Annotated in this window: 16 protein-coding genes; all 16 read right to left on the bottom strand. The window is 41.7% G+C overall.

Annotation, left to right across the window (positions count from 1 at the left end; translation table 11 throughout):
• Positions 1–47: 47 nt before the first annotated feature.
• The 16 genes from LG34_RS02135 to LG34_RS02065 all read right to left on the bottom strand — a co-directional run bounded on the left by LG34_RS02135 (position 48) and on the right by LG34_RS02065 (position 22,961).
• Positions 48–1,499 carry a 4-hydroxyphenylacetate 3-hydroxylase family protein gene (locus LG34_RS02135; protein WP_109214671.1) on the bottom strand — a complete coding sequence of 484 codons (1,452 nt, stop codon included), beginning with the start codon at positions 1,497–1,499 and terminating at the stop codon, positions 48–50.
• Positions 1,500–1,720: 221 nt separating this feature from the next.
• Positions 1,721–3,139 (bottom strand): sigma 54-interacting transcriptional regulator, encoded by a 1,419-nt coding sequence (locus tag LG34_RS02130; protein WP_181369259.1) that lies wholly within the window; start codon positions 3,137–3,139, stop codon positions 1,721–1,723.
• 169 nt (positions 3,140–3,308) lie between these two features.
• Complete coding sequence (hcp, locus tag LG34_RS02125) at positions 3,309–5,024, bottom strand: hydroxylamine reductase (protein ID WP_109214669.1); 1,716 nt, start codon at positions 5,022–5,024, stop codon at positions 3,309–3,311.
• Positions 5,025–5,142: 118 nt separating this feature from the next.
• A complete protein-coding gene (locus LG34_RS16595) occupies positions 5,143–5,292 on the bottom strand; it encodes a hypothetical protein (RefSeq protein ID WP_158582171.1) in 150 nt (49 codons plus the stop codon).
• A gap of 16 nt (positions 5,293–5,308) precedes the next feature.
• Entirely contained in the window at positions 5,309–5,899 is a 591-nt protein-coding gene (locus LG34_RS02120; protein WP_109214668.1) for a 50S ribosomal protein L25, read from the bottom strand.
• A gap of 169 nt (positions 5,900–6,068) precedes the next feature.
• Complete coding sequence (locus LG34_RS02115; protein ID WP_109214667.1) at positions 6,069–11,207, bottom strand: DNRLRE domain-containing protein; 5,139 nt, start codon at positions 11,205–11,207, stop codon at positions 6,069–6,071.
• Positions 11,208–11,318: 111 nt separating this feature from the next.
• A complete protein-coding gene (locus LG34_RS02110) occupies positions 11,319–12,254 on the bottom strand; it encodes an AraC family transcriptional regulator (RefSeq protein ID WP_109214666.1) in 936 nt (311 codons plus the stop codon).
• 317 nt (positions 12,255–12,571) lie between these two features.
• Entirely contained in the window at positions 12,572–14,338 is a 1,767-nt protein-coding gene (locus LG34_RS02105; RefSeq protein WP_109214665.1) for a cache domain-containing sensor histidine kinase, read from the bottom strand.
• A complete protein-coding gene (locus LG34_RS02100) occupies positions 14,316–15,863 on the bottom strand; it encodes a helix-turn-helix domain-containing protein (protein ID WP_109214664.1) in 1,548 nt (515 codons plus the stop codon). Before LG34_RS02100 ends, LG34_RS02105 begins: the two co-directional genes overlap by 23 nt.
• Positions 15,860–17,422, bottom strand: a complete 1,563-nt coding sequence (locus LG34_RS02095) for a DUF3502 domain-containing protein (protein ID WP_109214663.1) — start codon at positions 17,420–17,422, stop codon at positions 15,860–15,862. The genes LG34_RS02100 and LG34_RS02095 overlap by 4 nt, the downstream gene beginning before the upstream one ends.
• A 170-nt stretch (positions 17,423–17,592) precedes the next feature.
• Positions 17,593–18,009, bottom strand: a complete 417-nt coding sequence (locus LG34_RS02090) for an HAAS signaling domain-containing protein (protein WP_109214662.1) — start codon at positions 18,007–18,009, stop codon at positions 17,593–17,595.
• 496 nt (positions 18,010–18,505) lie between these two features.
• On the bottom strand, positions 18,506–19,021 hold the full coding sequence (locus tag LG34_RS02085) for a hypothetical protein (RefSeq protein WP_109214661.1): 516 nt from the start codon (positions 19,019–19,021) through the stop codon (positions 18,506–18,508).
• Between the two features lie 296 nt (positions 19,022–19,317).
• A complete protein-coding gene (locus LG34_RS02080; protein WP_181369256.1) occupies positions 19,318–20,676 on the bottom strand; it encodes a M20 family metallopeptidase in 1,359 nt (452 codons plus the stop codon).
• Positions 20,677–20,685: 9 nt separating this feature from the next.
• Positions 20,686–20,943, bottom strand: coding sequence for a hypothetical protein (locus tag LG34_RS02075; RefSeq protein WP_109214660.1), 258 nt, complete (start codon positions 20,941–20,943; stop codon positions 20,686–20,688).
• A gap of 147 nt (positions 20,944–21,090) precedes the next feature.
• On the bottom strand, positions 21,091–21,663 hold the full coding sequence (locus tag LG34_RS02070; RefSeq protein ID WP_109214659.1) for an NUDIX hydrolase: 573 nt from the start codon (positions 21,661–21,663) through the stop codon (positions 21,091–21,093).
• Between the two features lie 152 nt (positions 21,664–21,815).
• Positions 21,816–22,961, bottom strand: a complete 1,146-nt coding sequence (locus tag LG34_RS02065) for a hypothetical protein (protein WP_109214658.1) — start codon at positions 22,959–22,961, stop codon at positions 21,816–21,818.
• Positions 22,962–23,216 lie beyond the last annotated feature (255 nt).

The raw sequence follows: 23,216 nt of genomic DNA, 5'->3' as shown, positions 1-23,216 counted from the left end.
CTTGTTTCTCACCACCTATAGAGGTGGGAGTCATCTCCCATCTGATATTACTCCTCGATATGTGCGATTGCTTTTGCAAGCTGTTTCTTAGCGCCTAAGTTACCCTGACGTGCGATCATGATACGCTGTGCCTGCGGAGAACCTGCACCATGCATGGACTCTGTACGATATCCAACTGCTGCTGTACCAAGAGAAAGGTTCTCAATGAGACGAAGGATTTTCAGACGATTCTCTGTTGTTACATCAGCAACACCTCTGAAGTATTTGTCAATGTATTTGCCAAGTTTCTCATCGCGGAAATCTTTCTCAGATGGAGCTGTAACCATCAGACCACCTGCGATATCCTCTGCCAGACGAACGATTTCATATGGGAAACGTGTAACGTTCTGTTTACATACGTTTGCAAGAAGCAGGTTGATGATATATGCGCCAGACTCTGTAGCTGTTCCCTCTGTGGAGCATGCAAGACCACAGCAGAATAATGTCTCGTTTAAGTGTGTCATCTCGATCAGTTTATCTTTTACTGCGGAAGCTTTTGCAACACCATTGTACTCAGCTGCAACTGCTGCTGCACCGATCAGGACATCACCTACACCTACTTTACATCCGCCGTAGGACTGACGATGGTAACCTGCGAAACGCTCAACTAACATTCCGGCAAACTCAGCTTCACCATTCATAAAGATACGATCGTTTGGTACGAATACATCTTCGAAAACAACCAGAGCTTCTACTCCACCGAACTCAGAGTTTCCGACATCCATCTGGGAACCTTCCAGTTTTCTTGTATCACAGGACTGACGTCCGATGATCATGAAGATACCTTCTGTGTCAACCGGTACTGCGAAAGATACTGCGTAATCTTTGTCATCCGGTCCCATAGCGATAGTCGGCATAACGATTACTTCATGTGAGTTGCAGATACCTGTCTGATGTGCTTTTGCACCACGAACTACGATACCATCCGGACGGCGCTCAACAACACGTAAGTACATATCCGGATCTTCCTGTGCGTGAGGTGCTTTGGAACGATCACCTTTCGGATCTGTCATAGCGCCGTCTACGGTTAAATCGTTGGTTGCACAGTAGTTCATGAATTTTTTGAAGTTTTCATGGTAAGATGTACCATATTTTTTATCGATTTCATATGTTGTGGAAAACTCTGCGTTGAACGCATCCATTCCTACACAACGCTGGAAACAGGCTGCGGTTTTCTGACCACACAGTCTCTGCATTTTTACTTTGTTTTTCAGATCTTCTGTGCTCTGATGGATATGTGTGAAACGGTTGATCTTCTCGCCTGTAAACGGAGATGTAACAACCATCAGATCCTGATACTGCGGATCCTGAGCCAAATCATATGTCATTCTTACAGAATTTAATGACGGACGAAGAATCGGATTGTCTACCGGATTCTCTACCTTCTCACCGAACATGTAGATCTCCATGTTCATTTTGCGGATACTCTCGATATACTGTTCACCAGTCATAAGTGCCATTTTTTGTTCCTCCCATTTTCTCGTTGATTTAATTGCATTTTTGCATCATTTTTATGTTATGATGCGATTATACACCATTATATGTATTTTTGCAATTATGCAGTTTCACAAAATATTCTGCAAGTTTAAAACAAAGACTGCTGTCTGTGCATATGTTTCTGTACAATATGCACAAACAGCAGTCCTTAGTGCTGTAAAAACGCAATTTTAACGTTTTCTCATTATTTCTTTTTCTGGCTTTTCATCAAGCCCAATTGCTCATATTTTTGCCGTTTCCGTACAAAAGTAGAACTATCCATTCCAAGGCTCGCTGCCGCCTCACGGATGTTTCCAAATCTGGAAAACGCATGGTCCAGATACCCGGCTTCAAATCTGGCAACCTCCATTTTCAGATCTACCTGATCCTGATAGCTTTCCTGCTTCTCTTCCACTTTTTCAAGCCGATCATGCATAAAAAGATCCTGCGCCCGGATCACATCACCGGTGCTGATGATTGCTGCCCGCTGTACCAGATTTTTCAGTTCCTGAATATTTCCCGGCCATGGATAATCGTTCAGACACTGGTAACTTTCCCGGTCAAACTGCTTGTTCTGCCCGGTTTTATAATTGTACTGGTTCAGGAAGAAGTCAAGCAGCGGAATAATGTCCTCCCTGCGTTCCCGTAATGGAAGTACCTCCATGGAAAACAGTGAAAACTGCTGCAACAGTAAGTTATTAACACTTGCCATCTGCTCTAACTGCTGCACAGAATACTTACTGCCAGCGATCATCCGGATATTCAGTTTCTGTAAATATCCTTCTTTCATCACACAACATCCATCCCGGAGAACTGTCAGCAGATTTCCCTGAATATCTTCTGGCACAGCTGCCAGTTCTTCGATATATAAGGTTCCGCCTTCCGCACTTTCCAGCAAGCCGATCTGCGGCTCATGCTCTGCAGTTCCCGGTGTTCCAAAAAGGTAAGTCTCCAGATCATTCTTCGGTACAGCTGAAAAATTCAGGCGTAAAAACGCAGCTTCTGTTCGATCAGAATGTGCATGGATATATTTTGCCAATCGGAACTTACCACAACCGTTTTCTCCATAAAGCAGTACCGGCAAATCCACCTGTGCCATTTTCCGGGCAAATTCCAGCAATTTTCTGCTCGGTTCTGCCACCGCAACCAGTTCCACATCTCCGTCCAGTTCCTTGCGCATACGCTCCAATTCCTGCATATACTGACGATTCTGCTGCTCCTTTCGCTGCAATTCCTTTCGGATGGAATAGATTTCTGTAATCTCACGAACCAGTGTCACCACCATAACCAGATTCGTTTTGTCATCGCCATCAAAAATCGGTGTACTTGTGATGACTGCCCGCTTTCCGGTTCGGAAAATCTGCTCACTGGTCACAGACTCTCCGCTTTGCAGCACAGAAAGTGTACCACTCATGGATACTACGCCGGCTTCCACCAGATCTTTCATGTTTTTCCCAATCATTTCGGATTTTCTCAGACCACTGATCAGCTCGTAACTGTGATTCAGATACACCGTATTCGCTTCCCTGTCTGTAATATAAATACCGTCATGAAAATTGTCCAAAACTGCTTCCAGATAATCTTCCACCTGGAGATTTCCGGAATCTTTTTCCTGCAAATTCATATTTTTGCTCCTTATAAAATTGCAAAAATGCATCAACTAATCTTTATAGTAAATGATTTTTTGCATTTTTACAATATGCAGAAGCAATTTTTTCACTTTTTTTAGTCAAGACTTACTGGTTTACATGCATTTTTTCAACTATTTTCCTTCTCACACCTGAACCTGCAACCTACAATTCCTGTTTCAGACAGGTTTTTATATCATCTTCAGCATTGCTGATCAGATGAAGCTGGAACGTATCCACCAGATACTGCACCACATTCGGACTTAAAAATGCCGGCAGGATCGGACCAAGGTAAATATTCTTGATCCCAAGACTTAATAACGCAAGCAAAACCGCTACCGCTTTCTGCTCATACCAGGACAGGATCAGCGACAACGGCAGACTGTTGACATCTGTATCGAAAGCATCCGCCAGTGCTGTGGCGATCCGTACCGCGGAATATGCATCGTTGCACTGTCCCACATCCAGCAGACGCGGAAGGCCTGCCACCGTTCCAAAATCAATTTTATTAAACCGGTACTTTCCACAGGCAAGCGTCAGGATCACACAATCCTCCGGCACCAGTTCTGCAAACTCTGTATAGTAATTCCGCCCCGGTCTGGCACCGTCACAGCCGCCGATCAGGAAGAAATGTCGGATTTTTCCGTCTTTGACTGCCTGTACGATCTCTCCGGCATGGCTTAAAGTTGCTTCATGCGCAAAACCTGTCAAAAGTTCAGATGACAGATGACAACTTGGGCAATCCGACGGTTCTATTGGTTTTACATCCTGATCTTCGGAATAGCCGCCCAGTTCCAACGCCTGACGGATGATCTCACTGAAATCTTTCTCGCCGTTTGCATTTTTTCCGATATATTTGACACCGTCCCATCCAACGACATTCGTACTGTAAATACGGTCTTTGTAACTTTCCCGCGGACGCATCAGACAATTTGTTGTCATCAGAATACATCCCGGAAGATTATCGAATTGTTTCTGCTGATCCTGCCACGCTCCGCCAAAGTTTCCGATGAGATGCGGATATTTTTTCAAGCCTTCATAGCCGTGTCCCGGAAGCATTTCTCCATGAGTATAAATATTCACGCCGGTTCCTGCGCTTTGCTGCAACAGCATTTCCAGATCATGAAAATCGTGTCCGGAAACAATAATGAAAGGGCCTGCTTTCAGCGTTGTTGATACTGCATGTGGCGTTGGATTTCCATAAGTCTGTGTGTTTGCCTCATCCAGTGTCTTCATTACTGCAAGCGCCATCTCTCCGGCTTTCATAGAAAGACGGATCAATTCTTCCACCGTCATGTTATCATCCGTCACAGCCGACAATGCTTCCACATAAAAATCATCCACTGCATCACTAAAATAACCTAATTCCCGGGCCTGATGTCCATAAGCACTGATTCCTTTTAACCCATAAATGATCAGTTGGCGCAAAGAACGGATATCTTCATCCAGATCCTGATCATACATGATTCCGGCAACCTCTGCGGTGCGCAGCATTTCACTTTTTTCCTGTGGCAAACGATAAGACATATAGATGTTTTCCGTTGCAACTCCTCCGATCTGCTGGCGCAGTTCATCTTTGATCTTCTGCGCCTCTTTCAGAAGTTTTACATGCACTTCCGAATCAAAATTTACATTAGTCAGCGTGGTAAACAGACAGTTTTCAATAAAAGAGATCACACCTTTATCCAGTTTTTCTCCCTGATCCAACAGTATTTTTCCATAGCAGCTGATGCCTTTTAACTGAAAAATGAGCAGATCCTGCAAGTTGGCAATCTCCGGTGTCTTTCCGCACACGCCCTGTCGGGTACAGCCTTTTCCGTTTGCAGTCTGCTCACACTGATAGCAAAACATTTCGTATCCAAGTTCCATATTATTCTGCATGACAATTCCTCCAATCATCTTAATCCGTTTAGAACTGTCTTTCTTTTACATAAATTATATTGCAATTAAATAATCGAACAGTTCTCACTCCATTTAAGATGCATGGTTTGCTCAAATTTTATGCATTTTTCCTTAAAATTGAATCCCCCATCTGATATTTATCGTTTTCTGAACCACACCTTTTCCTTAACAAATTTTTTTCAACAAAAAACGGAACCACAGCGCTTAACTCTGTGATTCCGCTTCTCATACTTTTTTCAATTCTCATAAAAGCATTTCTGCTTTTATGCTTCGGCTGCTTCCTCGTCAGCTGCCTCATCCTCCGGGATGCTGTTTCTGATTGCATCAACCATGACAACGATTGCTTCCGGATCTGTGTGAACATCGATATCCGGGTTTTTAGAAATCTCAAGATCTTTGACACGGATAACATCGCCGACTTTCATGCCTGCTACATCAACATTTACGTGATCAACTAATGCTGCCGGTAACGCTTTGTATTCGATTTCCTCTAAGCACTCCTGCAGAGCACCTTCCAGGACTTTCTCACGGTTCTCAATTACTACTGCTGCTGTAGAATGAACTTTCTCGGTACTTACCAGTGCCTGAAAATCAATCTCATCAACACAACGTTTCATTGAATTATAATCTACCTCTTTGATCAGAACATCGTAATCCTGTCCTTCCACATTCAGCATGATCTGGCTTCCTTTGTGCTCTGTTTTCAGCAGACGTTCCACTTCCATCTTGCTCATCTTCAGCGGAACAGAACCTTCGATCTCTTTACCGAACAGGTTACCTGTTACGAATCCCTCTCTTCTGAGTTTCTTTGCTTTGACATCCATGCTTCTTTTTTCAGCTTTTAAAGTATTCATTTATCTTTTCCTCCAAAAATCTGAATTGCTTAGCAGCCTTCTACAAAGAGGTTTTGTTAAGTAGTTCCTTATTTGTTACAGTGCAATTATAGCAGGTATAGCAGAAACAGATTAACCAAAATTGTAAAAATATTTGCATTATTTTTGGTAATTATTTAACGGTTCCCTGTTAAAATTTGATTTTACCGTTTACTACACGATAAGTCTTGCCCTGTACTTTGACCGTTCCGTTTTTGGAAAAATCAACTTTTCCGCCGGACAGATACCAGTAGCCGTTCTCATTGTGTGCGATTCCACGGAAATTAAAGTTTACTTTTCCGTTTTCAATTCTCCACCAGCCATTTGCATTTTTTGCTACTCCGGTGTAACTGAAATCAACTTTTCCTCCGCGGATGTACCACCAGCCGTTTTCGTTCTTCTCTACGCTGTTGCAGTTGAAGTCTACTTTACCATTGACAATTCTCCACCAACCATTTACATTTTTTGCTACTCCGGTGTAACTAAAGTCTACTTTTCCTCCACGGATGTACCACCAGCCGTTTTCGTTTTTCTCTACGCTATTGCAGTTGAAATCTACCTTACCGTTAACGATTCTCCACCAGCCGTTTGCATTCTTTGCAACACCTGTGTAACCAAAATCTACTTTTCCTCCTCGGATGTACCACCAGCCGTTTTCGTTCTTTTCGACACTGTTGCAGCTGAAGTCTACCTTACCGTTGACCACTCTCCACCAGCCGTTTTTGTTTTTCGCTACGGTAGTTACAGTTGTTGCAATCTTGTTATCTTTGTAGTAATACCAGTTTCCGTCTGCATCTTTCTCATCAGAAAGTCCGTCTTTGTGTACCGGCTTCGGATCTGGGGTTGGTTCTGCTTTCTTATCAGCATTCTTTGCAGCTGTAAACACCTCATCCAGAGATGTCTCTGCTTCTTTCTGTGTCTCTGCTACTTCTTCCGTCGTTGTTGCTGCATTGATTGCTTCCTTCGCTGCTGCTACTGCAGATTCAACATCTGCTTCGTATGTGGATCTCTGATCTGCACTTAAGTTTGCAAGCTTTTCGATTTCTGCTGTGATAGCGGTAGCTTTTTCGGTTACTGCTTTTACAGCTTCTTCTTTTGCTGCTTTCAGTTTTGCCTCTGCTTCCGCAGCCGCAATATTCTTCTCTGAAACTTCTGTTGCTTCTTTTACAAGTGCATCTACTGCAGTCTTTGCATCTGCCGCTGCTTGATCTACATCTGTAGTTGTTGCTGCTTCATTGACTTTTGCAATTGCTGCATCAGCTGCTTTCTCTACTTTCTCGTTATAAGCTGTAATTTCTTCTTCGCTTAAACCTTTCAGATTTTTGATTGCTTCTTTCTGAGCAGTTGCATAATCAGTAATTTCTTTACTTGCTGCAGTTTTTGCATTTTCTAATGTAACATTTCTGATCTCTACATCGAATGTCGCTGTCTTTCCTGCATATTTTACAGTAACTGTCTGTTTCTCTGCTACTTTACTGCTGTCAAAACCAGTTACGATTACTTTGGACAAATCTACAACATCTTCTGTTCCGTCTTCATAAGAAGCAGTAACTGTCATACCGGTTGTGTCAAGTGATTCACCCAGATCATATACTGTCTTTGTCGGTGCATTTACTTTAATTCCGGAAACGGCTACTGTCTTTGTACTTACCAGTACCGGAGCCATATTTTCTGCATTTGCATAAGATTTTGCCCCTTCTTTACTTACAAAGAAAATACGATTTGCCTTGTCGACCTGTTTGCCAACCATATTTACAGCCAGCGTGATACTGTCCTGACCGGCTGCTTTTGCCGCTGCAACTAATGATGTAACATCTGCTGTTGCTATTGTACCATTCGGTGTACTGATCAGTGCCGGATCATCGCTTACAATCTTTCCAAGGTTAAATTCTTCTGAAGTAATTACTCCATTTTCTTCCAGAATTGCAGGTTTCGTTTTCCAGTTCAGAGTATTTTCTGTCCAGTCTGTATTCTCTGCCATGGCAATCTGAAGCTGTGCATCCAGATTAGCAGCTTCATTGTGGCGTACACCCAGTAAAGTCATCTGTAATTTTACACGGTCAACCTGAGTAAGATCAATCTGTGACACATCAAATTTCAGATATGTAACTTTATTGTCACTTCCACCTGCGGTTCCCAATGTTCCTTTCGAATCTGTTCCGTAAGAAGTACGCAGGAAATTCTTTGCGCCAAAGTCTGCTGTCTGATCTCCGCTCCAGCTGCCTGCAAATGTATCCTGAGATACGACGGTTCTGGATACTTCTGCATCTTTTCCGATAACATTTTTCACAGTTGCACGGATGACAGGAGCCGCTTCCTTCTCTGCATCCAGTTTTGCTGCGCCTTCGGTACTTGCAAATGCCAGTTCATAGCCATTCTCATCACATACAGCCAGAGAAAGTGTATTTTCGGCATCATCCATATTTTTGATAAGTTCTGTCACATCTACGATTGCTTTTGTTCCATCATAGTTTGAGTCAGTAATAGCAACATTATTTTTCACTTCACTGTTTTTATCAACCTGAAATTCTTCTGAGTAAACAGCTTTTTCTGTATCCCACTCCGGATGTGTATTCCAGGTTGCCTTCTTCGCATCCCATTCTCCGGACACCGGAACAACCATCAGCCGATCTGTTCCTGTTGAACTATTACTGCGTCTGTTAATCAGGGTAAGTTCCAATTCCGCTTTATCCAAATTCTTAAGATTTTTTTTCAGGTCTGATACATTAAATTTTAGAACACTGATTTTTCCATCACTTCCATCGGAAGTATCTGTTATCCTTTCACCGAATAATCCATACTTTTCCGGATCAGACTTTGCATTTGCCATTCGAAGAACACGCAGATAGTCATTGTCTGAATAGGTTGTATTTTTTTCTGTTTTCCAACCTGCCAGATATGTATCCTCTGTTGCTGTAATCTTTACCAGCTTTACCTCACCGGCTTCAATATTGACAGTAACCGTTTTCTCTGAAAAAGCTCCGTACTCATCCAATGCCTTAAACGTAATTTCTCTCCGTCCGCTGTCACTGTCAGAGGTTTCCCATGTAAATGTGCCAGTTTCGGCATCAAAGGATGCGCCTTTCGGGAGCGCACTGACCGCAGATAAGGTTACCTTATCATTTTCAGGATCTGTTGCTTTTAACCGGAAAGAAACTTTCTCACCGGCTTTCACATTAAATGGCTCATCGTCCAGATTTTCAAATACCGGTGCCTCATTTTTCTTAATATTTTCACCGTTTGCAAGGAATGTAAAGTTTTTCACACTGTCTGCAACTGTCAGATCAACCTGTGAATCATACTCTACCAGCTTTCCGCCCAGATACAGATTATCAATCGTTACATTGTCAATGTTTTTGAATGAAAACGGTGTGTCTGCATCTTTAAACCAGCAATCCTTAAAGGTCACATTTTTCGGGTTAAACGTAGTCAGATCATTCGTATTCGGAATATTGGCGGAATTATTTCCGTTATTTGCAGTAAAAGAACAGTTATTAAATACAAGGTTCTCATAATTCGGATTTCCTTTATTCGTTCCATTCTGAATACTCAGTGCACCACCGCCACCATTTGTTCCATATCCTGTCACATGCAGGGTATTCACATTATTAAATGTATAATCCCGCAACTGATAGCTGCCGCCATCCGCTTTAAAATGGGTATTATGACCCAGACGGATTGCGTTGGCAAACGTACTCCATCCAAGTGTATCATTGATATTCACATCTGTCGTATCATCGGTATCCCAGTTCAGGCGGTCTTTATTATAAATAGCGGCTGCAGCAGCGATATTCTGATCTTCTGCGGACAGATTATTCAAATCTTTTCCCCATAGCTGTCTTTCCGGGAACTCATTACTTGGATTATAATGTCCAGATGCAAACGTATCATCATTTCCCATTGTGATCGCACCATTTACGGTAATTCCCTGTCCACTGGTCAGATCAAGTCCATCTACCCAGGAATGCTGGAACGGAGATAAGCCCTTAATATTATTGTATGTAATATCTTTTACTGTATGGCATTCCCAGTTCCATTGCTTTACATCACGAACATAGGTATCGTTAAAGGTAATATCCTGTGAGCGAACTACCATACTTCCTCCCTGATGTCCACTCAGTCTTGCATGTGCCTGATCCCAGGTATATCCATAAGTACCCTGTCCATCGATGATACCACGACCTGAAATTGTGATATTGGAAGAATCCCAGATGCCGATGGCCGGCTCCATCGCCTGTGTACATTCCTGCAGACGGTTGACAAGCAATGCGTCCTCATCCAGATAAATATTTAACTTCCCGTCTTTGCCATTTCCATCCCAGTTTTTAATCGATAAACCTGACCAAAGATAAGTACCTGCCGGGAAATAAATCGTATCCAGTGTATCACTGTTTTTTACTTCTTCCAGTGCAGCCTGAAATGCTTCAGACACATCATTCTTCTGCCGTGCACGCTTATTCGGGAACACAACCTGTTTTGCATTATAATCCTGAAATACTCCCTGTCCATAAGACCATGTATACTCTTTTCCATCATTCATAGATGTGTCTGTAACAGTTCCGGCCTCCGTACAAACTTCCCCCACCGTATCCGTAATCGGATGTTCCTGCAGATATTTTTCTGCAAATTCTTTGAAATTCAGCACATTGGTTGCTGCCACATCCGGTTTGTTCGTCTCTGTCGGATCGTTGATGATTGCCAGCTGCGGTTTTCCACTGGTATCATTGATGCTTCCGTTGATATTAACGATGCAATAACGCAGACCATTTGACATTTTAAATTTTACCGTCTTTTTATCTGCACTGATTTCAAAGGAATCCTGCGGATAATATCTTTCCGGACTGACATAAACACTGTCAATCGTAGAACCGTCTTTCAAGGTAATCTCAAATACCGGTTCTGCATCATCCGAAGAAAATCTTGCTACATCCATATGATAAAATTGACCTGGATTCTCCTGCTTCTGATATTTATAAACAGAAACAGGTGTACCATTTACTTTCAATTCATATTTGGTTGATTCCTGATACTGTGCAGATTTTAACACATCACTGTTAGCTACAACTGCAGATTCATCCACATCCGGTGTCGTCGGATCATCTCCCGATTTTCCATAATCATGAATGTTTCCTCCGGTTTTATCCTGTACCTTTGTCTGCTCTGCTGCCTGTCCGTTTTCCACGGCAAATGCCGGGATCGGATACAGGGTAACGGCCATTGCCGCAGCTATGGAAAGTGCCATTGCTCTTATCCCTGTTTTCTTTGAATATCTCTTACGATTTTTATTCATGGTTCTCCTCCTTTTTCTTAACTCATGCAGATTTTCCCCTCCGCCTATACTGCCTGTACCCCAAATTAAAAACTCCCTTCTTTCGGCAAAGTCCTTTTCCTGTTCCTCTTTTCACCATCCTTTCAACACGGAAATGTTATAATTCATCGGATTATCGATTTCTTTTCCCGATTGTTTGCGCCATTCTCTTGGTGTTGTCCCGACAAATTTACGGAAATTTCTTATAAATGCACTGTCTGTCCGGAATCCTGCCTGGATTCCCGCATCACCAATACTGCAATCCGTATAACGAAGCAGCTCACATGCTTTTTTTACCCGAAGCAGGTTGATATAGTCTCCCGGTGTGATTTTCATGTATTCGCTGAATTTTCTCCGGAAATGCGTCTCGCTTAAGTGACTGAGCTGCGTCAGATTCTCAATGCGGATTTCTTCTTTGTAATGAGCATCCATATATTCCACTGTTTTTAAAATATCTGCCAGATATCGGTTGTGATACGTCATCGGCTCCTGCTCCCGGTCTCCCGGATTGAACCGGATGATCATCAAAAGCAGCGACAGAAGGGCTCCATTTACGGAATCCGTATAAAATTCATTCTTCTCCCGCAGTTCATCCAGCAGAATCAGCATCTGCTTTCCGACTTTCAGATCCATCTCTTTTGTGATCACGAACATCCTGCTGTGCAGTCGTGCGATCAGTTCCTCTGCCATCCTGCCTCTGTTTAAAAACTGTTCTTTCAGAAATTTTTCACTGTCCACATACAGATATTCCCATTTCTGCAGGTTATTGTCTTCGCCCTCTGTTCGATGCGGAAAGTTTCTTGGAATCACAATAACGGTTCCCGCCCGATATGATACAAGTTCATCGCCAAAATGCATGACACCTTTTCCCGAATAACAATATCCAAGTTCCAGATAATTGTGAAAATGCATGGGATCTGCTCCATAGCGTGTAATCCATTTTTCTCCAAGCAGCGGCAAAACCGGCATTCCCTGTGGCATTTCATAATAGCGAAATTCCACATTTTCTTTTTCCAGATGATTTTTCATAATTCCTCCAAAGACGAATACCTGTCTCTCATTCGCTTTCCATTTGCTGCTCACAAATATTCGTTTTCATCTTCAGCATTTACATAATCTGATTGTAACAACTCTGATTTTTTATTATACTTCTATCCCACACAGTTTTTTACGTTTTCTTCCATTTTCTGTTCTGTGTTTCTTTCTGGTTTTATTATATTCCATGGAATATGCACAATTTAAGAGGACTTTTTTTGTATTTTCTGCCATTTTTCAAACAAAAAAAGCACATGGAAGTTTGCATTTTCTTCCATGTACTTTCAAAAATTACCTGTCTGTTTTAATTTTTACCCGTTGTATTCTTCCATATCCTCTTTTTTGGGGAATTTCAATGTGATGGCGGTTCCGATTCCCGGTGCACTGTTGCAAATTACCTCAGCATTTTTCTCATAAAAAATCATCAGACGCGTTTTTACATTAGATAAACCGTAATGTGTCTTACCATCATCCGGCGACGCTTCGTCCAGCATCTTTGGATCCATGCCCACACCATCATCCTGTACCTGAAGAACAATCTCATCCCCCATTAATCGTCCGGAAAGCCGCACCGTTCCGCGACCGCCGTCTTTTTCATCAATTCCGTGACTGACTGCATTTTCCAGAAGCGGCTGCAACGTGATTTTCGGAATCAGATATGGAAAAACTTCCTCATCAACATCCAGTAAAAATTGCAGTTTTTTCTTTTTGCGCATTACCTGAATTTCCATATATGCCTGACACATCCGGATTTCCTCACCGATCGTAATGATATACGCGCCACGACTCAAAACCATCCGGTAAAACCGTGACATGGAGGACAGTACACTTCGAATATTGTCTGTCTCACCTTTTACTGCCATCCAGTTCATCATGTCTAACGTATTATACAAAAAGTGGGGACTGATCTGCGCCTGCAGCGCATAAAGCTGTGCTTCCGATTTTTCTTTACCTAGCACATACTGTTCTTCCAGCAAATGCTGAATCTGTTCCACCATTTTATTGTAACGTTGCGTCAGTCTGCCAAGTTCATCTCTGTATTCCGGTACCGAAATTGGCTCCATTATCCCCTGATCTACTGCTTCCATGGTAGTATCCAACTTGCGGATACGTCCCAGAAACGGTCTGGTCCCAAGCTGCAACAGCACGAAAGAAATCCCACAGACTATGATATAAAAAATGAGCATTTCCCGGATGATTTTTCCTGACTCCTGCATCAGAACGTTCCGCGGAACAATAGAAACCAGTGCCATACCACCTTCTTCCAGCTTTTTATTGCGCACAAGCCACGCACCATTTTCCACATGAGTATCCCCTGATGTTCCCTCTAATTTTGGCAGACGTTCCTCCGATATTTTTTGACTGCCACCGGACAAAAGAATCGTATCATTCTCATCCAGCAGATATAGCGTCTGCTGATCCATCATCCCATTCATACTGTCCCTGACGGCATCCACAGGAATCATGACTGCTACGATTCCAAGCAGTTCCGAATACTGCTCTGTATTCCAGATTGCCCGAAAATTTGCCAGATAACTTTTTTTCTGACCATAGCGATTCTTTTCATGTACCACGCGCCAGGAAGCTCCCGCCGTCTGTTCCAGATTTTGGGCATCTACCTTCCATTTAGTCAGATCATTTAACGGTCGATAACAGGTATTTCCGCTTTGTGAAAGCAAAAATTTTTCCGGAATATAATACAAAATGGAAATATCATCGGAACTCAGTTCCAGCTGATAGGTATAATCCGACAACGCATCGAATTTCTGCAATTCCTGAACCAGACCGTCACTGTCATCACTGCGCAAAGCATCTCCTACCAGATCCGACACCGTAACCAGCGAACCGATACGCCCGATGCGATCCTGAATATTATCCATAGTCTGTTCCATCCGGTCAAAGTTCTTATCCATGGTATACAGCTGCATCTGACTGGATTTTTGCACCATTCGATACAGCGTAATGCCAAAAATAACCGTGATCGGCAGAATACCGATTCCAAAAAAAAGCAACAACAGCTTTCTGGACAATTTCCAGTGATAAAAAAATGGCAGTTTACGTTGTCCCTTTTGTTTCATAACGCTTCCCCATCATCTTTCTGTAATCCGTCGGTGGCATTTTCCGATTTTCCCGGAACGCTTTTGCAAAATAATTTCCGTTGGAATAGCCGCATTTTGTCGCAATTTCATCCACCGTCTCATAAGTCTGCGTCAGCAATTGCTCCGCACGTTCCATACGCATTTCACTGATATACTGCTTGATTGTCATGCCAAGTTCCTGCTTAAAAAGCTGGTTCAGATACGTCGCAGACAACCCAAAATGATCTGAGATCATCTGACCGCCAAGGGCACTGTCTGACAGATGCTGACTGCAATAGGTACGGATATCACTGACCACCCGGCTGTATCCTTTCTGTTTCTCCAGACACTGTTCCATTCCCTGCAGCAACTGATAAAACCGTTTTTTCAGCTCCTGAATGTGCCTGCTGCCTGACAAATATTCCATATAATGCTCCACTGTCTCCAGTCCTGCATTTTTCAGGCTTTCCGGATAATCCTTCAAAATCTGACTGGCAAAGGTTTTTGTCAGTGAAATAAGCTGTGCGCCTTCCGGTATTACATCCTTCTGCGCGCAAAATTGTTCCAGCTGCTCCCAATACCAGTCACGGACACGCCACGGATTTTCCCGGTAAGTCTGAAGAAACACCTGATAAATTCCCGGATCGATAAATTCGTGTTTTACCAGATGCTGTAACTCCAGATAACGTACTTCCGGCTGAAAAAATCCCTGTTCCATGGCAAGCTGCGCCATACGGCTACTGTTGTGCACCTCAGATAATCGTTCCACAAAATATCCGACTGCAACCGTATATTCCGGATATTTTGCTACAAACAGATGTAATTTACGTCGAATCTCCTGCTGCCGTTTTGCCTGACATGCAAGCACCGCAATAGCGGTCTCCAACTCCGGCATCTGATCCAGTAATAAAAAGTCGGTACTGTCACCAAGATATTTCTCCAGTAACGTCCTGCATGGCTCCAACTGTGCAGTTTCATTCTCAAATCGAATTTCCATGCACAGATAATTCTCATCTCTGGCGCATACAAATCCGCAATCCCGGCAGATTTCTTCCAACTGTTCCTCCGATGTATTTTTCTGCTGCAACAAATGTAGAAATCTTGTCTTCTGATAGGAAATATTTTCTTTTTGCAATTGCACGGTTTCCTGCTGTCTGCGGATTTTTTCTACTGCTTTTTCCAACGCCTCCAAAACAGCTTCCGGCTGGATCGGTTTTTCAATAAACGCCACCGCCGACAGATCGATTGCATCCTTCAGATACTTTGTCTGCATATATCCCGTAATAAAAATAATCTTGCAATCCGGCACCAGTCGAACCGCTTCTTTGCAAAAATCAATGCCATTTTTCTGCGGCATCCGAATGTCGGTAATAATCAGATCCGGCAGATACCATGACACGGTGTGCAAAGCCTCTTTGCCGTTCTCTGCCTGCATCACTTCTTCGATTCCATACAATTCCCAGGGAATATTTTCCGCAAGTCCTTCCCTTGTATACACATCATCATCCACAATCAGAAGCTTCATGATCGTTCCTCCCAATACTCATCTAATTGTTTCTGTAAAATATCCAGATATTCCTGTAAACCCGCTTCATACAACTTGTCGATTGCCGTCTGATAATCCGCATCAATATTATCCGACACGCCACAACATAACGGTAACAAATAGTCTTTTCGTACTTCATCCAGCTGGCTTTCGATTTCTTTCAAACCATCATCTTCCCATGTAAAATCAATCAGTAAATTATCCGGTGCTGTCGCTTTTAATTCCTGCTGCTGATTCCGCAGATCTGTATAAACCTGTTCCCACTGCTTGTCTTCCATATATTTTGACAGTTCCAACATATGATCCGGACTTCCTACCCAATAAGAAAAAGCATCTTTACTTGCAATTCCTTCGTGTGAGATCTCACCATCTTTTTTCTCATAATGAACGCCTTCCACACCATAAGAAATCAGGTTATAAAAATCCTGATCCGTATGCAGTTTTTCCAGAATTTTCACTGCCATTTCCGGATTCTGACACTTTGCAGACACAGAAATGCAGGACAACTCTTTTCCACTTTTTACTTTTGTAATATTTCCACCATACAGATCATAATCGAAAAATCCATATTCCCACTCCGGATGCTTCTCATACAAAGCCGGTATACAGGCATCATTGACTGACCAGATCGGAACATTTGTTTCACACGGTTTTTCATCCCGAAGCATCATTTCAAGGGCAGTCATTCCCTCATTATCGGAAGATGCCAAAATGCCCGGATTCAGGATTCCATCCTGATACCATTGATGAACGACATCCAGAATCTGACGGAATTCCTCTGTCTCAAAACGGCTCACCACGTTTTTTCCATCTGCGGCATCCACCACCGCATACGGAATCGTTTCTATACTTTCAATCTCCTGATAATTTGCACCAAACATATGCCACAGCGCGGTCCATGCACGGTTGTCCGTGATCATTGCCGCATCCTGATACCTTGGATCTGCTTTCGCTGCATACAGATAATTCTGCATACTCTCAAAATCTGTCACTTCCGGCAAATTCCAGTCCTTCAATAAATCGCTTCGATAGAAAAATCCCTCTCCGGAATCACTGATAGAATCTGCCTTAAACTGCGGGATTCCATACAAACCACCGTTCCACTCCAGATTCGTCAGAAAATCCGCCCGGTAATCCTCATAATGAGCAAACAGATCCGGCACCAGATCACGATACTGATTCAGATCCAGAAATGCCCCTTTTGCTGCCTGCTGATAATAATCCGAAAAGTTGCCATTTGAGATAAAATCGTACTCACCGGAAGCGATCGCCATATTAAGCTGTGAACGCTCATCTCCCCATGGAATATAGTCAAACCGCAGATGACATCCCAGTTCTTCCGTCATCTCATCCAGTTCTTCGTAAAATTCATCCATTCCATTTTCCGGCATAGTTCCAACTGTGATTGCCTTCAGGGTCACATATGTATCTGCTTTTGCTTCGGAATCTGCCTCCTGTTTTGTCGCAGTTCCACATCCGCTCAGACTTAATGCTGCTATGGTACTAAATAACGCCAGATATCCAGCTGACTTTTTCATCGTTACTGCTCTCCCCCGATTTTTCCTTTTTCTGTCAATTCAAAAATGCCTTATGCATATTTGCTGTAAAATGTGCATAAGGCAACACACGATATACTATATACTTCTCCTGCACATCCCAGGATCCTCATCTAACACAAGATCTAATGCATTATTATAAAAATCTCAATCTAATGCATTATCGTAGAAATCAATACTGAAATACCAAGTACCGCACCCAGAATGATCAGTGTTCCATACCAGGTATTCAGTTTTAATTTTCCAAGACGAACGTCCCATCCTTCGTTCTCAATAAATTCCGCATGAAATCCATGCTCCGGATTCTGAACATTCGCATTGATCTCCTCTGCTGTCATATTTCCAATAGATTCGCGCTGCTGCTGTTTTTCCAGTTTTTCATAATGTTCTACGATCATATCTGCAACTTTCGCCGGATCACCCAGTTTGCGCATAACCTGCTCCATGGTCTTTCCGCCGGCAACCTGTTCCTGAATATAATCCTCATAAATGTGCATCTGATCGGTGATCTGATCGTCACTTAATCGACCTTCCAACTGTAATTTTAAAATATATAAAAAATCATCCATTTATTTTATCTCCTTCATCGTCATAGTTCTTCTTTTCATTATGATATTTTGCTGTTTTAAGAATTTGCCTTCCTCTTGTTACAATATTTCTTATATCAGAAATTTGCATCTTCCCTTATTATAATATTTCTTATTTTCGGTTACTTGCATTATCCCATTTTTCTAACATATAAAATAATTATACCGCATATAAAAAGAGACTGCAAAATTTAATTTCGGTACATCTATCAAACTTTGCAATCTCTTTCCTTATTTTCTGTTTTCTTTTTCTTAGGTAAAGCGGACATTCGCAATCCGCTTTCGCTACTTGCTCATGAACGCAGTCGCTTTGCGCCCTGTCAGTGGGAGCTTAACTCCCACTGACATAAGCATCCCCCTTACCCACCACTTAGTGCTCTACTCACTTGAAGCGGGGAAATGCTTATTCTGCGTTCAAAATATGCATCCTGTAATCCCCGGATTGCTTCTCCTAAAAATATTTGTCTGTAGCCATATATCAGGAATCCGCCTCCACGTAATATAACGTATCCGTATCGGTATCATAAATCGCAATACTGAAATTATACGACACACGCTCCAGAATCTGCTCATCACTATTCTGCTGTTCTGACTCCGCCTGCCGATCCACAAAGTAATAATATCCGTGTTCTACTCTTGGAAGCTGTTCCTCTGAAAAAGAAACATATGGACCGACAACCGTTACCGATAATCCCTCATCATATGTAACACCATAAAGCAATGCTTCTAAATTTTTTGTCAAAGGAAATGGCTTCCAGGCAGAATCTGCCTGAATCTGTTTTAATAAGGAATCATCCGCAAATGTCCATGTCTGCAAAGAATCTCCATCCCCATGAGAACCACTATGGGTATCTACATTTTCAATTAGGTTTCCCTGTGCCAACGCAAGATCCAGTGTCTTCGAAATCCGTGCCATCTCAACGGAATTTGTCAATTGTTGATTTCCTGATGCCCCTAAAAACAATGACAACATGATAACCCAAAACATTTTCATCGGCTTTTCCCCTTTCTCATTTCCAAAAATATTTAAGTCGAACGCACGTAAGACTTGGTGCGTGATTCTGGTCAGAGTAAACTGTGACATATTCTTTTCAGAATCTCTGCACTCTACACTTCGTTTTTTGAAGCTATCACTTATTATAAAATCGAAACGTTAGATTTTTTGAAAAGAACCTTTAAAATTTTTTTAATTTTATTTCTCTTTTTCACTAGAGAAATAGCCGATATTCATATTTAGAGGACGTGTGTCATTCATCACTTTCCTGAGTACATTTCTATCTTATTTTCCCTCTAAATTGCCAGAAGATTTTTGATTGCTTCCATATAGATCAGAACCGCTTCTTCCATTTCGGATACCAGAATAAATTCATCTGCACTGTGAATATGATAATCCATATCCAGTTTTTCCGGACCAAATGCAATAATATTTTTCAAAGATTTCGCATAAGTTCCGCCACCGATTACCATCGGTTCATGCTCAGTATCTCCTGTCACGTCCACGTATGCTTTATACAATGCTTCTACCAGCGGAGACTCCCTCGGGAAAAACAGCGGATCACCGATTTCTTCTATCTCGATCCGACCATTTTCATCTTCCAGTCTGCCTTCGCACATTTTGCGAACATCTGCTTCTTTGAAAGTAACCGGCACACGAATGTCAATGGTACAGGAAATTACGCCATCCTCTGTTTTTACAATTCCGTTACAGAATGTCAGATCGCCATAAGCGTCCTCACACTTCAAACCAATTCCGGCTCCATCACAGGAAGTTCCAAGGTGTGTGTTATAAAATTTTACAAAATCATCCTCAAAACCTACTTTTTCCAAACATTCAAATGTTACGCCAGCTGCATTGATACCAAGTGCCGGTGTACTTGCATGCGCCGGAACACCTTTTGCATAAATCTCAATCTGACCGTTTTCTTCTGTTACTTTGTACTCCTGAAGTTTTGTGTCACCAAGCGCAACTTCCAATTTTTCTTTTAATCCAGCTTCTGCCGGAATCACGGTTGTACAACTGTCGCATACCGCATTGGATACAAAACCTCCATTCATGGAAATAATTTTGGTATGTTTGGAATATGCCATCATAGACATATGTCCTTTTTCGCCATGAATACACGGGAAATTTGCATCCGGTGTAAATCCGCAGGACAACTCCTCAGCGACCTCATTATAATGTTCCATACATTTGGAACCGGTCTCCTCATTGCATCCCATGATCAGACGTACCCGTTTATTCAGCTTCACGCCGGAATCACGAAGCAACTTCATTGCATAAAGCGCCTCAATCACCGGACCTTTATCATCTGTCGTTCCACGTCCATATACATAATCTCCTTTGCGTGTCAGCACGAAAGGATCATAACTCCAATCTCCACCAACCGGCACGATATCCAGATGTCCCGCGATTCCTACGATTTCTTCGCCTTCGCCCATCTCCGCGTAACCGCAATAATTGTCCAGATTTACGGTATGAAAACCAAGTTCTTCTGCAATTTTCAGTCCTTCGCTTAGTGCTTTTGCAGGACCTTCGCCAAATGGTTTGCCCTCTGTCGGTGTGCCAAGTTGAGAGTCAATCGCTACCATTTTACCTAAATTTGCAATCATCTCCTCAGATAATGCATGAATTTGTTCTTTGATATCCATAGTTCCTCCTTATGCATCAAAATCTACTTCAAATACGCCTTCCGGTGTACGCATTGTCAAAATTCCCAAATTAAAATCTTCATCCCGAACGGTAATATGATACTCGAAAACTACATCTTCCTCAAATTTTGATAACAACAGATATACTCCATTCTCTTTTCCATCTATCTGGTCACAGATATCGTTGTATACTGCCTCACCGGAAATCTCTCTCGGATAACCGGATGCCTTTATTTTCTGCTCAATCAGTTCATATAATTCGTTCATACTATGCCCTCTTTTCTACTATTTTTTAATATTATCAAAAATCACTATTTTTCTTTTTGTTATAATATATATTTATAAAAACACTTATTTTTCCTATTCCTTTTGCTATCAGCACTGCTTTTAAGTCAAAAAAATCGTTTATATTTTTTAAATCGTATATGCCGCTTTCTTTATGAGTTTCGCATATACATGTTCCACAAACCACGGCTCCGTTGATTTTTTCAATGCTTCTTCTGGCGTAAACCATGCCACACCACTATTTTCATCTGCCTTTATCGAAACCGCTTCTTCTGAATCAGCTTCCAATAAATATGTCACATTAAAATGCAAATGACTGGAAACATATTTTTCATTTTTCCAATGACCATCTACGGTAAGCGATTCCACTGAAAAAATATCCTTCGACACCGGAGTCACATTGGAAATACCAGCTTCTTCTTTCACTTCCCGAACCGCCACAGATAACAGATCTATCTCACCATCCGCATGACCACCTAACCATGACCAGGAATTATAAATATTGTGATATACCATCAGCACTTTGCTTCTGTCCTTATTTACCACCCAGGCAGATGCCGTCATATGTGCCACGACATTTTCGCGTAAAAATGCATTGTCGTTATTTTTTATCCACTCCAGAATGAGCGGTTTATCCATTTCTTCCTGCTCGTTATATGGCTGATATTGTTCGATACTGGCAATCAGCTCCTGTCGTGTCATAATTTTGTTCTCCCTGTTTTTATATTTTTCAAAATGTATCTTGATCTTCTCGCAGACTCATAGCATTTCTACGCCCATTCCGCCACATAATGATTTTAAATATTTCTATGTTTTAGAAGGCATCAGCAATACATAAAAAGTATCTTTCCTTTTTATCTATAATCATCTATTTTAAATCCGCATGCTTCAAATGCTGCTTTCTGATTCTGCTCCAATTTCAGCATTCTTCCTTCAGAATATGCAATGCTCTGATATTTTTCACTGCCAAAGAACGCTTCTTCCTTTGTCGTCAGTTCTGGATTCTTATCTAACAACAGATCTGTATACCATTGTTGCATGATGACAGTTTGTGGCTCACCATTTACCTCCAGCATGATTTTTACATTATCATTTGTCACTGTTGATGTATAGCGAACCCCATCGTAAATCACATCATAATTCCAGGAGTTCGCATTATAATCTTCCAGATCATTAAATGCAAACCAGTAGCCCTCATCCAGATTATATTTATCCAGACATTTTGCCACAGTCTCAGGAGACACTGTTAATTCAATCGCATCGCTGCCATTGTTTGCTTCTTTCACAGCAGTTTGAAGCTCAGATTTTCTACCGGCAAGCTCCTGCAAATAGGCTTCTGCATAGATGCCTTCATAAGTTGTCTCCGGACTCCATGTAAATTTATACCATTTATCATCTTCGCCGTCTACCTCTACCAGCTCATAATCCGGCTTAAAAGCAAAAAGATCATTCAAAACTTCATTTTCAAATACTTTTCGAAATATTGGTGCTGTATCACCTAATGTAACTCCATTCTCATCTGTACACGGAACGCCAACAAACGCTACTGGTTCCATTGCACCATCGTCAGTTACATTATCGAATACCCCTTCATTTCTTGCAGTATCTAAATCAATGGCACCTGCAATGCCACATAGTGATGCCATCAATTGTTGCAACACTGTTTCTTTATCTCTATTGTCACACACATCTTGATTTGTATAATTTTCTGTATTAATATAAGTCTCATTTCCATCGGAATCTGTTGTTGCTTCCATGTTGTCTGCTGTCACATACAATTCTTTTGCATCTATGATTCGATACTCTGCCTGAATGTAGTCTATCTGTTTTTCCTTTTGTTCCGATTTTGAACTATTTTTATTATTTGAAGTATCAGTTTCACTATCTAAACTCACAGATACATTATCTTTATTGTTTGCCTTATCAGAATTTCCACATGCTGTCAGACTAACTGCAACCATTGCTACACATAATAAAATTGCCACCATTCTCTTTTTCAAATTTTATGTCCTCCTCCAGCAAAATATATATGCCCTCTATATTGTAATCCAATGCATTTTTCTCTAATTTACAAAAGTCCCCTACTTTTTATTATTTTTTATATTTTAACATAAGCAATCTAAAAATTCTATCTGACTATTTACATTTGATTTAAGTTCCTTTTTAAGTTTCTATTTTATTTTCTAAAAAGCAAATCAACATTCGATCATATTCAAGTCGAACGCACGTGAGACTTGGTGCGTGATTCTGGTCAG

It is taken from the genome of Eubacterium ramulus (assembly GCF_003122485.1).
Taxonomy (GTDB): Bacteria; Bacillota; Clostridia; order Lachnospirales; family Lachnospiraceae; genus Eubacterium_I; species Eubacterium_I ramulus_A.
The sequence above is the reverse complement of the archived record's forward strand: the minus strand, read 5'-3'. Positions and strand labels throughout refer to the sequence as shown.

Bases quoted from the DNA above. Each gene is read 5' to 3' on its own strand.
- LG34_RS02135 (WP_109214671.1), bottom strand. From the start codon at position 1,499: ATGGCACTTATGACTGGTGAACAGTATATCGAGAGTATCCGCAAAATG.
- LG34_RS02130 (WP_181369259.1), bottom strand. From the start codon at position 3,139: ATGAATTTGCAGGAAAAAGATTCCGGAAATCTCCAGGTGGAAGATTAT.
- hcp (WP_109214669.1), bottom strand. From the start codon at position 5,024: ATGCAGAATAATATGGAACTTGGATACGAAATGTTTTGCTATCAGTGT.
- LG34_RS16595 (WP_158582171.1), bottom strand. From the start codon at position 5,292: ATGAGAATTGAAAAAAGTATGAGAAGCGGAATCACAGAGTTAAGCGCT.
- LG34_RS02120 (WP_109214668.1), bottom strand. From the start codon at position 5,899: ATGAATACTTTAAAAGCTGAAAAAAGAAGCATGGATGTCAAAGCAAAG.
- LG34_RS02115 (WP_109214667.1), bottom strand. From the start codon at position 11,207: ATGAATAAAAATCGTAAGAGATATTCAAAGAAAACAGGGATAAGAGCA.
- LG34_RS02110 (WP_109214666.1), bottom strand. From the start codon at position 12,254: ATGAAAAATCATCTGGAAAAAGAAAATGTGGAATTTCGCTATTATGAA.
- LG34_RS02105 (WP_109214665.1), bottom strand. From the start codon at position 14,338: ATGAAACAAAAGGGACAACGTAAACTGCCATTTTTTTATCACTGGAAA.
- LG34_RS02100 (WP_109214664.1), bottom strand. From the start codon at position 15,863: ATGAAGCTTCTGATTGTGGATGATGATGTGTATACAAGGGAAGGACTT.
- LG34_RS02095 (WP_109214663.1), bottom strand. From the start codon at position 17,422: ATGAAAAAGTCAGCTGGATATCTGGCGTTATTTAGTACCATAGCAGCA.
- LG34_RS02090 (WP_109214662.1), bottom strand. From the start codon at position 18,009: ATGGATGATTTTTTATATATTTTAAAATTACAGTTGGAAGGTCGATTA.
- LG34_RS02085 (WP_109214661.1), bottom strand. From the start codon at position 19,021: ATGAAAATGTTTTGGGTTATCATGTTGTCATTGTTTTTAGGGGCATCA.
- LG34_RS02080 (WP_181369256.1), bottom strand. From the start codon at position 20,676: ATGGATATCAAAGAACAAATTCATGCATTATCTGAGGAGATGATTGCA.
- LG34_RS02075 (WP_109214660.1), bottom strand. From the start codon at position 20,943: ATGAACGAATTATATGAACTGATTGAGCAGAAAATAAAGGCATCCGGT.
- LG34_RS02070 (WP_109214659.1), bottom strand. From the start codon at position 21,663: ATGACACGACAGGAGCTGATTGCCAGTATCGAACAATATCAGCCATAT.